At 66.4% G+C, this 13,303-nt stretch carries 13 protein-coding genes and 1 riboswitch; of the genes, 8 read left to right on the forward strand and 5 right to left on the reverse strand.

Translation table 11 applies throughout. The features are described 5' to 3' along the window. Positions 1-25: 25 nt before the first annotated feature. The 4 genes from OKW30_RS23400 to pepN all read right to left on the reverse strand — a co-directional run bounded on the left by OKW30_RS23400 (position 26) and on the right by pepN (position 4,773). The gene (locus OKW30_RS23400) at positions 26-1,042 is read right to left on the reverse strand and encodes a class 1 fructose-bisphosphatase (protein WP_429293729.1); all 1,017 of its coding nucleotides are present in this window, start codon (positions 1,040-1,042) and stop codon (positions 26-28) included. 85 nt (positions 1,043-1,127) lie between these two features. Beyond that, a complete protein-coding gene (locus tag OKW30_RS23405) occupies positions 1,128-1,580 on the reverse strand; it encodes a HigA family addiction module antitoxin (protein ID WP_090801406.1) in 453 nt (150 codons plus the stop codon). A gap of 16 nt (positions 1,581-1,596) precedes the next feature. Then, entirely contained in the window at positions 1,597-1,878 is a 282-nt protein-coding gene (locus OKW30_RS23410) for a type II toxin-antitoxin system RelE/ParE family toxin (RefSeq protein WP_429347701.1), read from the reverse strand. Between the two features lie 198 nt (positions 1,879-2,076). After that, positions 2,077-4,773 (reverse strand): aminopeptidase N, encoded by a 2,697-nt coding sequence (gene pepN / locus OKW30_RS23415; protein ID WP_429347702.1) that lies wholly within the window; start codon positions 4,771-4,773, stop codon positions 2,077-2,079. 323 nt (positions 4,774-5,096) lie between these two features. On the opposite strand from pepN, the gene OKW30_RS23420 reads away from it, so the two are divergent. Beyond that, a complete protein-coding gene (locus OKW30_RS23420; RefSeq protein ID WP_429347703.1) occupies positions 5,097-5,792 on the forward strand; it encodes a DUF4136 domain-containing protein in 696 nt (231 codons plus the stop codon). 1 nt (position 5,793) lies between these two features. On the opposite strand, the gene OKW30_RS23425 is transcribed toward OKW30_RS23420, so the two are convergent. After that, entirely contained in the window at positions 5,794-6,366 is a 573-nt protein-coding gene (locus OKW30_RS23425) for a TMEM165/GDT1 family protein (protein WP_429347704.1), read from the reverse strand. A gap of 10 nt (positions 6,367-6,376) precedes the next feature. Beyond that, positions 6,377-6,590, reverse strand: a riboswitch (yybP-ykoY riboswitch). 494 nt (positions 6,591-7,084) lie between these two features. Here OKW30_RS23425 and OKW30_RS23430 point away from each other — a divergent pair. The 7 genes from OKW30_RS23430 to OKW30_RS23460 are packed head-to-tail and all read left to right on the forward strand — an operon-like array spanning position 7,085 to position 13,247. Further along, positions 7,085-7,810, forward strand: coding sequence for a beta-ketoacyl synthase chain length factor (locus OKW30_RS23430; protein ID WP_429347705.1), 726 nt, complete (start codon positions 7,085-7,087; stop codon positions 7,808-7,810). Continuing rightward, positions 7,794-8,588 (forward strand): lysophospholipid acyltransferase family protein, encoded by a 795-nt coding sequence (locus OKW30_RS23435; RefSeq protein ID WP_429347706.1) that lies wholly within the window; start codon positions 7,794-7,796, stop codon positions 8,586-8,588. Before OKW30_RS23430 ends, OKW30_RS23435 begins: the two co-directional genes overlap by 17 nt. After that, positions 8,563-8,862: a phosphopantetheine-binding protein gene (locus OKW30_RS23440; protein WP_429347707.1), complete on the forward strand. Its 300-nt coding sequence runs from the start codon at positions 8,563-8,565 to the stop codon at positions 8,860-8,862. Before OKW30_RS23435 ends, OKW30_RS23440 begins: the two co-directional genes overlap by 26 nt. A 2-nt stretch (positions 8,863-8,864) precedes the next feature. Further along, positions 8,865-9,116 (forward strand): acyl carrier protein, encoded by a 252-nt coding sequence (locus tag OKW30_RS23445; RefSeq protein WP_429347708.1) that lies wholly within the window; start codon positions 8,865-8,867, stop codon positions 9,114-9,116. Continuing rightward, positions 9,116-9,784 (forward strand): hypothetical protein, encoded by a 669-nt coding sequence (locus tag OKW30_RS23450; RefSeq protein ID WP_429347709.1) that lies wholly within the window; start codon positions 9,116-9,118, stop codon positions 9,782-9,784. The genes OKW30_RS23445 and OKW30_RS23450 overlap by 1 nt, the downstream gene beginning before the upstream one ends. After that, positions 9,784-11,523 carry an AMP-binding protein gene (locus OKW30_RS23455; protein WP_429347710.1) on the forward strand — a complete coding sequence of 580 codons (1,740 nt, stop codon included), beginning with the start codon at positions 9,784-9,786 and terminating at the stop codon, positions 11,521-11,523. Before OKW30_RS23450 ends, OKW30_RS23455 begins: the two co-directional genes overlap by 1 nt. Further along, positions 11,523-13,247: a glycosyltransferase family 2 protein gene (locus tag OKW30_RS23460; protein ID WP_184070792.1), complete on the forward strand. Its 1,725-nt coding sequence runs from the start codon at positions 11,523-11,525 to the stop codon at positions 13,245-13,247. Before OKW30_RS23455 ends, OKW30_RS23460 begins: the two co-directional genes overlap by 1 nt. Positions 13,248-13,303 lie beyond the last annotated feature (56 nt).

Genomic DNA, 13,303 nt, shown 5'->3' on the forward strand with positions numbered 1-13,303 from the left:
CTTGAGGCATTTTTTTCTTTCGAGATCACTTCTTCGCTTCGAGGTGATAGCGGGTCACGCGATCGACCTCGTTCTTCGAGCCGAGAAACACCGCGACGCGCTCGTGCAGGCTCTTCGGCTGGATGTCGAGAATGCGCTTCTCGCCGTTGGTTGCGGCGCCGCCCGCCTGCTCGACGATGAACGCCATCGGATTCGCTTCGTACATCAGACGCAGCTTGCCCGGCTTGTCCGGCGTGCGCTTGTCGGCCGGGTACATGAAGATGCCGCCGCGACTCAGGATGCGATGCACGTCGGAGACCATCGACGCGATCCAGCGCATGTTGAAGTCGGCCTGACGCGAGCCGTCCTTACCCGCCTTCAGCTCGCCGATGTATTGCTGAACCGGCGGATACCAGTGGCGTTCGTTCGACGCGTTGATCGCGTACTCGCGCGTTTCGACGGGAATGCGCATGTCGCTTTGCGTGAGCACCCACGAGCCGAGCTCGCGATCGAGCGTGAAGCAGTTCACGCCGTTACCGGTGGTCAGCACGAGCACCGTTTGCGGGCCGTACACCGCATAGCCCGCGGCGACCTGCTGCGTGCCCGGCTGCAGGAACGATTGCTCGGTGGCCTGATGGCCGTCCGGGCAGCGCAGCACCGAGAAGATCGTACCGATCGACACGTTCACGTCGATGTTCGACGAGCCGTCGAGCGGATCGAACACGAGCAGATATTCGCCCTTCGGATAGTTGGCCGGAATCGGGAAGAATTGTTCCATTTCCTCGGAGGCCATGCCCGCGAGGTTGCCGCCCCATTCGTTCGCCTCGAGCAGAATTTCGTTCGAGAGGATGTCGAGCTTCTTCTGCACTTCTCCCTGGACGTTTTCGCTGCCCGCCGAGCCGAGCGCATCGCCGAGCGCGCCCTTGCTGACGTGGTAGCTGATCGCCTTGCACGCGCGCGCGACGACTTCGATCAGCAGGCGCAGGTCGGCGGGCAGGTTGTTGGTTTCGCGCTGCTGCTCGATCAGGTACTTCGTGAGAGTGGTACGACGTTGCAAAGACATTGCTGTACTCCGGAAGGCTAGAAGAATGATGGGATTTTAACCGCTCGTTTGTGTCGGCTCCGTGCTTTTGGTTGCACGACCGGCTTCAGGTCTTGCGGCGCGCCTTGGCCGAGACGGTGCCGCTGACGCTGGCTGCGAGGGCTGCGGCCCGGGCGTGTCCGGCCGGCACGCGGGGCAGTTTCGGGCGCTCGGCGCGCGGCATCGGTTCGATTTCCCGTTCGATCTGCTCGCCGGCGGCGGCGGTGGCGACACGCAGGTCGTAGGCGATTTGCAGATTGAGCCAGAACTGCGCGCTGGCGCCGAAGTAGCGCTCGAGCCGCAGCGCGGTATCGGCGGAGATTGCGCGGCGGCCGCGCACGACGTCGTTGATGCGCGGCGCCGGCACCCGCAGCGCGAGCGCGAGCGCGTTGACGGACATGCCGAGCGGCTCGAGGAACTCGCTGCGCAGAATTTCGCCCGGATGGATCTCGGCAATGGCCGCGCCCGTATCGATGTCGGAGAAATCGATGCTGTTGAGCGCCGAGCGTTTGATGACCATGTCGGTCTCCCAGTAGTCAGTGATAGTCGATGATCACGACATTCAGCGCGTTCTCGCCGACGAAGTGAAAACAGATGCGCCACTGCGCATTGATGCGGATGCTCCATTGCCCGCTGCGCTGGCCTTGCAAGGCTTCGAGCCGGTTTCCGGGCGGCGCGTGCAAATTCGAGACGGAGCTCGCGGCGTCGATCATCAGCCACTTGCGATGCGCTAGCGCCTGGATCGAGCGTGGCAACGAATGCACGAACCTGCCCTGGAAAATTCTTGCGGTGGCCTTGTCTGCGAATGTCGTGATCATCGAATCGTATAACGTGCTGCGTTAAATGTAAACCATCAAACCTGTACGTATACTTTCTGCCCGGCGAGGTCCGATGAACAGTCGGCCAAACGGCTAACGGCGCGACACGAGCGCGTGAACGCAGCTGAAAACAGCGCGAAAAAAAAAGCCGGCAACGCGTGCCGGCTTTCCGATGTGACCCGGGAACTCAGAGAGGCATCACGCCAACGCCTTCTCGACGATCTCGCGCACGTCGCGCGACTTGACCTGTGCGGCCACTTTCTCGAGCGCCGCGCGCATGCTGTCGCGCAGCGCCGGCGTGAAGCGTCGCCACAGTTCGAGCGAGCGCGCGAGGCGCGCGGCCACCTGCGGATTGAGCGCGTCGAGCGCGATCACCTGCTCGGCCCAGAATGCGTAGCCGGAGCCATCTGCCGCGTGGAACTGTGCGGGGTTGGCCGCGCAGAAGCTGAAAATCAGCGAACGCGCCCGGTTCGGGTTCTTCAGGTTGAAGGCCGGATGCGTCATCAGCTTGCGCACCGTATCGATCACCGGATGTCGTGCGCCGCCGCGCTGGGTGGCCTGCAACGCGAACCATTTGTCGATGACGAGCGGCTCCTTCTCGAAGCGTCGATAGAAGTCGTCGAGCGCGTGCTGCGCCTCGGGGCTGCCGCCTTGCGGCGCGGCCGCGTTGAGCAGTGCCGACAGCGCGGCCGCGCGGTCGGTCATGTTGTTCGCGGTTTCATATTGCGCGGCCGCGAGACGCACGGCGTCCGCGGAGTCGTCGAGTTCGGTCAGATACGACAGCGCCAGATTCTTCAGCGCGCGATGACCGGCGGCCTCGGGCGTCGTTTCATAGGCGCCCGGCGTGCGATGCTGCTCGTAGACCTTCAGCCAGTCGTCACGCAGCGCATTCGCGAGGCGCTTGCGCACGAACTGCCGTGCCGCGTGCACCGCGGCCGGATTCGATTCGGCCATCTGCTCGGCGAGATACGCTTCGGACGGCAGCATCAGTGCGAGCTCGCGGAACGCCGGCGAGAGCGTCTCGTCGGTCAAAACGCGCGCGAACGCGGCGACCACCGAGTCGTCGAACTGCAGCGCCGCGCCCGTGGCCGCGCGCGCGGCCAGCGCGAGCAACTCGCGCGTGGCAAGCCGCTGGCCGGCTTCCCAGCGGTTGAACGGATCGCTGTCGTGCGCGAGCAGGAACGCGAGCTGTTCGCCCGTGTAGTCGTATTCGACGATCACCGGCGCCGAGAAATTGCGCAGCAGCGACGGCAGCGGTTCCTGCCCGACGTTGACGAACGTGAAGGTCTGCTCGGTCTGCGTGAATTCGAGCACGCGCGTGGTCGACTCCGACGCCTTCGCCTCGCCGTCGAGCTGCAGCGGCAGATCGCGGCCGTCCTTGCCGATCAGACCGATCGCGAACGGAATCAGCAGCGGCCCCTTCTGCGTTTCGCGCGCGGCCGGCACGGCATCGCCGTAGCCCTGGCGCAGTGTCACGCCGTAGCGCTGCTGCGCGGCGTCGTAGCGCGTGCGCACCGACACGCGCGGCGTGCCGGCCTGGCTATACCAGCGCTCGAACTGCGCGAGGTCGCGGCCGTTCGCGTCGGCGAGCGCGTGACGGAAGTCGTCGCAGGTCACGGCCTGGCCGTCGTGACGCTTGAAGTACAGGTCCATGCCGTGGCGAAAGCCGTCGCGGCCGAACAGCGTCTGATACATCCGCACGACTTCCGAGCCTTTCTCGTAGACGGTCATCGTGTAGAAGTTGTTGATCTCGACGTAGCTTTCCGGGCGCACCGGATGCGCCATCGGGCCCGCGTCCTCGGCGAACTGCATCTGGCGCAGCACCCGCACGTCCTCGATGCGCTTGGTCGCGCGCGCGGCTTCGTCGGTGGCGCCGCCCGCCATGTCGGCCGAGAACTCCTGGTCGCGGAACACCGTCAGGCCTTCCTTCAGGCTCAGCTGGAACCAGTCGCGGCAGGTCACGCGATTGCCGGTCCAGTTGTGGAAGTACTCGTGACCGACCACCGCCTCGATGTTCGAGAAGTCGGTGTCGGTGGCCGTTTCGGGGTTCGCGAGCACGTACTTCGTGTTGAAGATGTTGAGCCCCTTGTTCTCCATCGCGCCCATGTTGAAGTCGCTGACCGCGACGATCATGAAGCGGTCCAGATCGAGCTCGAGCCCGAAGCGCTGTTCGTCCCAGCGGATCGAGTGGATCAGCGAATCCATCGCGTGACGGGTCTTGTCGAGATCGTGCGGCTCGACCCAGACCTGCAGCAGCTTTTCCTTGCCTGAGCCGGTCTTCACGCGTTCTTCGAGCGCGACGAGCTTGCCCGCGACGAGCGCGAACAGATAGCTCGGCTTCCTGAACGGGTCCTCCCAGCGCGCGAAATGGCGGCCGTCGGGCAACTCGCCTTGTTCCAGAAGATTGCCGTTCGACAGCAGCACCGGATAGTCGGCCTTGCTCGCGCGCAGCGTGACCGTGAAGCTCGCCATCACGTCGGGGCGGTCGAGGAAATAGGTGATGCGGCGAAAGCCCTCGGCCTCGCACTGCGTGAAGAAGTTGCCGCTCGACACATACAGCCCCGACAGCGTGGTGTTTTCCGCGGGATTGCAGATGCTGGTGAGGGTCAGCTCGAAGCTGTCCGGCACCTCGTCGAGCAGCAGGCCGTGCTCGTGGGGGTGCGCGTTCGGGAATGGCTTGCCGTCGATCGCGGCGCTGACGAACTCCAGTTGCTCGCCCATCAGTTCGAGATGCGCGGCGCGCGACGCATCCGGGTTGCGGCGAACACGCATCGTGTTCCTGACGACCGTGCGTTCGGGGACCAGATCGAACTCCAGTGCGACGGTGTCGATCAGGAAGGCGGGCGGCGCGTAATCGGCGCGGCGGATCACATTGGGCGTTGCGGTATCGGCCATGGCGTTCTGTGGTGGTGTACTTGAGCGGTCGGGCGCGCAAACGGCGCGCGAGCCGGGCTTGGTCGACTCATTGTACAAAGCCTCGGGCAATCGTGCGGAAGGGAAGGGGGCCGAGTCTCGGCGCCGGGTAGCGCTGCCGCTTTCGACGGACCGGGGAAGAACCTTTTACCGGCTGGCGAGGTCAGCGTATTATCGGGCGCCACGCGTGGCGGAGCGCCGGCATCGTCCGCCGGGCAGCGGATCGCGCGACGGAATAATCTCGACTGAAGCAGAGTTTTAACTGAAGCAGAATAGATGCAATCAGAGGCATCACGAGGCAGACCATGAACATCGATCGATGGACCCGCCGCGTCGCGCTGCTGTTCATCGCGCTGACGGCGCTGCTGTCCGGCTGCACGACCTACGTGACCACGCAGGTCACGGCGTTCTCGGACTGGAGCGGAAGCGACGCGACGCGCACCTATGCGTTCACGCGGCACGAGGATCAGAAGAACAATCTCGAGCTGAGCGCGTACGAGCGGATCGTCGCGAACGAGCTCGCCTTGCACGCGTTCCGCGAAGTCTCGCACGACGACGCGCGCTATCTGGTCGAGCTCGCCTATGGCATCCGCTCGGACATCGTGACCGTCGCGCAGCCGGTCTACTACAACCCGTGGCCCGGTCCTTACTGGGGCCGGCCGTTCGATCCGTGGGGACCGTGGGGACCTTTCCCGGCGACGTACGTGAACCAGAGCTATCCGGTGTTCACGCATCTGCTCGGCATCCGGATCACCGAGCGCGCGAGCGGCCGGGAGGTCTACAACGTCACGGCGCGCAATGTCGGCGAGGAGTCGTCGCTGGTGCGGGCAATGCCATATCTGGCGCGTAGCGCGCTGGCTGATTTCCCGCTGGCCAACGGCGCGGTGCGCACCGTGAAGATTCCGCTCGGCGGCGGTGGCGGTGCCGACGCCAACGAAGTGTCGCTGCCGGCGGCCACGCCCCCCGCGGGCGCGGCGTCGGCGCCGAAGGCCGCGCAGTAGCTCAGACCCCGACCCCGAACAACGCCATCGCGCCCAGCACGACGAACATCACCGCGGCGATGCCGTGCACGAGCCTGGTCGGCAGACGATGCGCGAAGCGGTCGCCGAGCAGGATCGCCGGCACGTTCGCGATCATCATGCCGAGCGTCGTGCCGGCCACCACGCCGAAGAAATCGTGAAAGCGCGCGGCGAGGGCGACCGTCGCAATCTGTGTCTTGTCGCCCATTTCCGCGAGGAAGAACGTGACGACCGTCGCGCCGAACACCCCGAAGTGCGTGCGGTTCGTGTTGGCTTCCTCGTCGTCGAGCTTGTCGGGCACGAGAATCCACAGCCCCATGCCGATAAACGACACCGCCAGCGCCCAGCGCATGATGGTCGGCGTCAGCATCGAGCCGAGCCACGCGCCGAGCGCGCCGGCTCCTGCGTGATTGATCAGCGTCGCCGTGAGCACGCCGAGAATGATCGGCACGGGCTTGCGATAGCGCGCGGCCAGCACGAGCGAGAGCAGTTGCGTCTTGTCGCCGATCTCGGCGAGCGCGACCGCTCCGGTCGAAATCAGAAAAGCTTGATTCACGTTGAATGGATTCCTCGGGCCGAAGATGAACGAGCGACGACCCACGACACGCCGGGCCCTGTTGCGGCGCGTGTGGATCATCGGTCTCGCCAGGCCAGAGGCTGCGACTGCCATGGCCGTGCAGGCCAAGTCTGTTGACAGGCGCCCCCGCGAACCACACGTGCGACGCACCGGCGAAGCGGTGCGGACGTGCCGCGGGGCGGCTACTCCCCAATGAGGGCCGGAGTATAGCAGGCGCGGACGCATCGTTGCCACGAATGTTGTTTGCACGGACGACGCGGCGTCGGTGTTTTCGCTCTGCGGTGCATTCGAAGAAAGACGAATGAAAGGTTTTTCGTCGGTTCCGGCGGCATTGTCGCGCCAGCGCCGACGCACGAGATCGCCTTCCGGTGCGTCGTCGCGGCCGGTCTTGTCAAATCGTCTAACAATGTGTTGCGTGACAGGCGCGGATACAGATGGATACGTCTTTCCTCGCCGATCTGATTCAAAATACCCGGTACTATTCGGCCACAAACGGAGCCTGAGCCGCTATCCACTACACCGATTGTCAGGGGCGCCTGACAAATCGGGCCCGATCGCCGGTGCTGCATTCCCTGACAGGCAGACTGGTCGGTCCCGGGTTGGAACTTCCCGATCCGCGCGGCGGCGCTCGCCGTGACGGCTGTGTATTCCGTCAGGCGCTTGAGCCCCTTCCCCGTTTCCACGCGCGAACACCAATATGCCCGATCTGCACTGGACCATTCCGGTCGGTCGCTGGTCTAGCTGGCCGGCTACCTCGTCTGCCGCACCCGATATCGGCTTCATCGAGCCGATCGTGCGGCGGCGTCTCAGCACGCTGTCCAAGGTGGCGCTCAAGGTCGCGCACGACTGCGTCGCGCAGGAACCCGCGCGCGTGGTGTTCGCTTCGCGGCACGGGGAGTTGCGGCGTACCACCGACATCCTGCGCAGCATCAGCGCCGGCGAGCCGGTATCGCCGACCGCCTTCAGCCTGTCGGTGTTGAACGCGATGACCGGCGTGTTCGGGATTGCGCGCGGCGACCGCTCGGCCGCGAGCGCGGTATCGGCTGGCGCGCAGACGCTCGGCTATGCACTGCTCGAAGCGTATGCGCAATACGCGACGCAACCGGATGCGCCGGTGCTGCTCGTGTATGCCGACGAACCGGCCGATCTCGCGTACGGCACGATCGAAGACGAAGTGCACGGCGGTGCGATCGCGGTGTTGCTCGACAAAGATGCGTCGGCTGGGCACGTTGTTTGCTCTTTGACCCGCGCTGACGAGGAGGTGGCCGAGCAACGCGGCGACCCGCGATCCGCGTTGAGCGCCGCCCCGAGCTTTGCGACCCAGAGCGAGGCGCTGCTGCACTGCCTCGAAACCGGCCGGCCCGCGCGCTGGCAGCGCGCCGGCGCGCTGTGGCACTGGAGGTGGGATGAGCGCGCGGCTTGATTACGCGTGGCGTTTTTGCGCGACTGGCCTCGCTTTCGTCGCGTTCGGCGTGTGCGGCGTGCTGTTTTCGGTGCTCGTGTTTCCGCTCGCGTGGCTGTGGCCGCATCGCGCCTCGCGGCAGCGCGCGGTGACCGTCGTGATTCAGCGGTTTTTCCGCGCGCTCGTCGCGATGCTGCGCGGTCTCGGCGTGATGGAACTCGAGGTGTCCGGCGCCGAGGCGTTGTGCGCGGGCGGGCCGGCGATCGTCGTCGCGAATCACCCGACTTACCTCGACGTGATGGTTCTGCTGTCGTTGACGCCGCGCGCGTGCTGCGTCGTGAAGCACACGCACTGGCACAACCCGTGTTTCTGGGGCATCGTGCGCGCGGCCGAATACGTGAGCAACGCGGACGCGATCGCGCTCGTCGAGGCCGGCGCGAAGCAGCTCGCGGCCGGCTATACGATGATCATTTTTCCGGAAGGCACGCGCAGCCCGGCGCCGAACCGGCTGCACGCGTTCTCGCGCGGATTCGCGCACATGGCGCTGAAGGCCGGCGCGCCGATCGTGCCGGTATTGATGGATTGCGATCCGCCCGCGTTCACGCGGCAGATGCGCTGGTACGACGTGCCGGCGCGCGCTTTCCGGATGCGCGTGAACGTGCTCGCGCCGCTTGGCGTCGACGAGCTGGCCGCGCACGACACCACCGCGGCCATCGCGGCGCGCAGCGTGACGAATGCCGTAGAAGCCCACATTACCCAGCACCTGTTCGACTATGGATTCTTTAAAACTGGAAATTAAAAAGCTTCTGATCGAAGCCCTCGATCTCGAAGACCTGAGCCCCGCCGATATCGACGACGACGCCCCGTTGTTCGGTTCCGACGGCATCGGTCTCGATTCGATCGACGCGCTCGAAATCGGCATCGTGCTGCGCAAACAATACCAATTGACCATCGTGGCGAACGACGAACGCACGCGCGAGCACTTTCGCTCGATCAACACGCTTGCCGCGTTGGTCGAGAGTCAGCGCGAAGCGGCGCACACTGCGAACGAAACCGCAAGGAAGGGGGTTTAATCGTGACCGAGACTGAGATTCTTGGGCGCATCCGCGCGATCTTTCAGGAAAACTTCGCGATCGAGCCGCAGCGCGTGACGCCCGACGCAAACCTGTTCGAAGACCTCGATCTCGACAGCATCGACGCGGTCGATCTCGCGATCAAGCTGCAGGAGATGACCGGCCGCCGCATCAAGCCGGAGAACTTCAAATCCGTGCGCACGGTCGGCGACGTGATCGGCGCGGTCGAATCGTTGCTCGCGGCGCAAGGCTGATGCCGGTCGCGCACCCGCGCACGCAGATGTCGCAGCCACGTCCCGCCGCAAGCGAATCCGGCGCGCGGCCTCACTGGAGCAGGACCGTCCTGCAGGTGCTGCTGAAACTCGCTTACCCCGCGCTGATCTTGTGCGCATGGCGCTGGGACGCGCCGCGTCTCGTCGGCGGCATGCTGCTCGTGACTTTATGGCTGCAGCGCTGGGCCGGCGGCGGTCCGGTTGCGATGTCGCTGCGGCAGCTTTCCACGCTCGACTGGAGCGTGGTGGCGATGCTGAGCTGCGCATCGGCGACCATCGTCGTCACCGATAGCGAGCTGCTGCTGCGCTTCTATCCGTCGCTCGTCAATCTCGGTTTGCTGATCGCGTTCGGCGCGACGCTCGTGCGCGGGCCGTCGATGATCGAAAAATTTGCGCGCCTCGGCAGTCCCGATCTGCCGCCGGGTGCGGTGCGCTATACGCGGCGCGTGACTCAGGTCTGGTGCGTTTTCTTCGTGCTGAACGGCGCGTTTTCCGTCTACACCGCGCTCTATTGGAGCCGCGCGGCCTGGTCGCTGTACAACGGCGCGATCGCCTATGGACTGATCGGCGCGCTGCTGGCGGGCGAATACGTATGGCGACGTCTGTTCGTGATGCCGCGCGCCGCGCGAGCGGATTCGGAGGCCGCCTGATGCTCGCATTGCATGATCTGTTGTCGGCCGATGCCGCCCTTGCGACGTCCGCCGCACCGGTGTGCCGCGATGGCGCCGTGCTGCTCGATCGCGCGGCGTTTCGCGCGCGCGTCGAGGGCTTGATCGAGCTCGTGCGAACGCCCGACGCGCGGCGCTGCGCGCTCTGCATCGACGATCCGTTCGAGTTCGCCTGCGCATTGTTCGCGCTGTTCGCGTGCGGCAAGGAGCCGGTGATTCCGGCCAATGCAACGCCGGGCTATCTCGCCGATCTCGCGCACGCCTACGACTTCCTGCTGACGGATGCGGATCTGCCGCCGTTCGTCGCAGCGACGCATCGCACGGCTCACACCGCCCACCCGATCGACGCCCATGCGCCGATGACGCTCTACACATCCGGCAGCAGCGGCACGCCGAAGCCGATCCGCAAGACGCTCGCGCAATTCAACGCCGAAGTCCGCACGCTTGAACGGCAATGGGGCGCATTGCTCGGCGACGCGACGATGCTCGCGAGCGTGCCGCATCACCACATCTACGGTTTGCTGTTTCGCGTGTTGTGGCCGCTCGCGGCCGGTCGCGCCTTCGATCGCGCGATCGGCGTCGAGCCGCTGCAGCTGCAGGCGCGCATCGCGCAATGCGGCGCGACGGCGGTCGTGTCGACGCCCGCGCAGCTGTCGCGTTGGCCCGCGTTGCCGGGCTTCGCCGCGCTTACGCCCGCGCCGCGCGCGTTCTTTTCGTCGGGTGGCCCGCTCGCTGCCGACGCCGCGCAGGCCTATGCGGCGAGCTACGGCGCGGCGCCGCTCGAAATCTACGGCAGCACGGAAACCGGCGGGATCGCGTGGCGGCGTCAGGATCAGGGCGACGCGTGGCAGCCGGTCGCCGGCGCCGAGGTGCGCCGCGACGACGACGGCGCGCTGTGCGTGCGCTCGCCGCATCTCGACCACGACGGCTGGCATCGCACCGGCGATCGCATCGCGTTCGATGCCGACGGGCGCTTCCGCTTGCAAGGGCGCCTCGACCGCGTGCTGAAGCTCGGCGGCAAGCGCGTCTCGCTGCCGGAACTCGAGGCGCGTCTCGCGCTGCATCCGTATGTCGCGCAGGCGGCGCTGGTGCCGCTCATAGGCGCGTCGCGCGAACGCGTCGGCGCGGTGGTCGCGCTGACCGAAGCGGGCGGCGCTGCGTTGCGCGACGAAGGCCGCGTCGCGCTGGCGAAAACGCTGCGCCGGCATCTGGCCGATTACTTCGATGCGGTCGTGCTGCCGCGTCATTGGCGTTTTCGCGTGAGCCTGCCATTCGACGCGCGCGGCAAGCTGCCCGCGAGCGCGGTTGCGGCCGCGTTCGCGCCGCTCGCCGAGGGCATGGAAGTGCTCGCCGAAACGCGCGTCGCCGAAACGCGCGTCGGCGACATGCGCGTCGGCGACATGCGCGTCGGCGACACGCTGCACTACGTGCTGCGCGTGCCGCAGTCACTCCAGCATTTCGCCGGCCACTTTCCGGGTCTGCCGATTCTGCCGGGCGTCGTGCAGGTCGACTGGGCAGCGCGGCTCGCGGCCGGGCATTGGCCGCGCGTGCGAGAGGTGGCATCGGTCGACCGCCTGAAGTTCATGGCGCCGGTGTCGCCCGGTGCGGTGCTCGAGCTCACGCTCGCCTATGATGCCGCGCGCCGGCGTGTGCAGTTCGCGTACCGGCTCGACGGACGCGAATGCGCGTCGGGCTTGCTCGTGCATCGGGAGGACGCGTGATGACGTTCGCGCCCTGCATCGTCATTCCGATCTACAACCACAAGGACGCGATCGGTGCGAGCGTCGCGCATCTCGCGGTGCACGGCCTGCCGATCTTCGTCGTCGACGACGGCAGCGACGCGCCGACCCGGCGGGTACTCGCCGCGCTCGCGCTGCAATACGCACAGCAGATGACGCTGCTGCGTCTGCCGGCAAACGGCGGCAAGGGCGCGGCAGTGATGGCGGGCCTGCGCGCCGCGCGCGCCGCGGGCTACACGCACGCGCTGCAGATCGACGCCGACGGCCAGCACGATGCGACCGACGTGCCGCGCTTCATCGATGCCGCGCGCGTCGAACCCGGCGCGGTGATTCTCGGCCGTCCGGTCTACGACGACAGCGTGCCGAAGGCACGTCTGTACGGCCGCTATCTGACCCACGTGTGGGTGTGGATCGAGACGCTGTCGCTGACGATTCGCGATTCGATGTGCGGCTTTCGTCTGTATCCGCTCGCGCTCGCGTGCGAGCTGATCGACAGCGTGCGACTGCCCACGCGCATGGACTTCGACATCGAGATCCTCGTGCGTCTCTACTGGCGCCGCGCCGCGTTCCGCTCGATCCCGACGCGCGTGACCTACGCGGCCGACGGCGTGTCGCATTTCGACGTGCTGTGGGACAACGTCCGAATCAGCCGCAGCCATACGCGGCTCGTGTTCGGGATGCTGTGGCGTCTGCCGATGCTGCTCGCGCACAAGCTGATGCCGCGCCGCGGCGCGCTGGCCGACGCCGCCGATGAAGCCCGGCCCGAAGCCTGGTGGCGCATCGCCGAACGCGGCAGCCGCCTCGGCATGAGCCTGCTCGCGCTGAGCTGCAAGCTGTTCGGCCGCCGCTTCACGGCGCTGTGGCTGCATCCGGTCGTCGCGTATTTTCTGCTGACGGGCCGCGCGGCGCGCGCCGCGTCGGACAACTACTTCGCGCATCTGAGCGCGGTCGCGCCGTCGGCGGATACGCCGCGCCCGGGCTGGCTGTCCGCGTATCGCCATATGCTCGCGTTCGCGCAATCGGGCTTCGACAAGCTCGCCGCATGGACCGGCCGCGTCGACGACACCGACGTCACGTTCGACGATCCTGCGGCGTTCGAAGCACTGATCGCGAGCGGCAAGGGCGCGCTCGTGATCGGCGCGCACCTCGGCAATCTGGAGATGATGCGCGCGCTCGCCATCCGCGGCGAACACGCGAAGGTCACGGCGGTCGTCTACACCGGGCACGCGCGCCGCTTCAATGAGGTGCTGGCGTCGTCGAATCGCGACTTCGCGCGGCATCTGCTCGAAGTCGGCGACTTCGGTCCCGAGACGGCGGTGCTGATGCAGCAGCGCATCGATGCGGGCGAGCTGCTGGTGATCGTCGGCGATCGGGTGCCGGCGCGCGAGGCGGGACGCACCACCGACGCGCAATTTCTCGGCGCGAGCGCGCGGTTCGCGCAAGGACCCTACGTGCTCGCGCATGCGCTCGGCTGTCCGGTCTACCTGTTCTTCTGCCTGAAGGAACGCGACGGTTACCGCATGTATTTCGAGCCGTTCGCCGAGCGCATCGAGCTGCCGCGCCGCGAACGCGCGCAGCATCTGGCAGCGTGGGCGCAACGCTACGCGCTGCGCCTCGAACACTATTGCCGCAAGGCCCCTTACCAATGGTTCAATTTCTTCGATTTCTGGGCCAGCCCCGAGCGAGGCGCAAATGGCCGACCATGATCTGAACGATGTGCGGCACGCACGCGCTGTTACGAGTGCCGCGGCGCATGTGGATG

It is taken from the genome of Paraburkholderia sp. Clong3 (assembly GCF_050436485.1).
Taxonomy (GTDB): Bacteria; Pseudomonadota; Gammaproteobacteria; order Burkholderiales; family Burkholderiaceae; genus Paraburkholderia; species Paraburkholderia tuberum.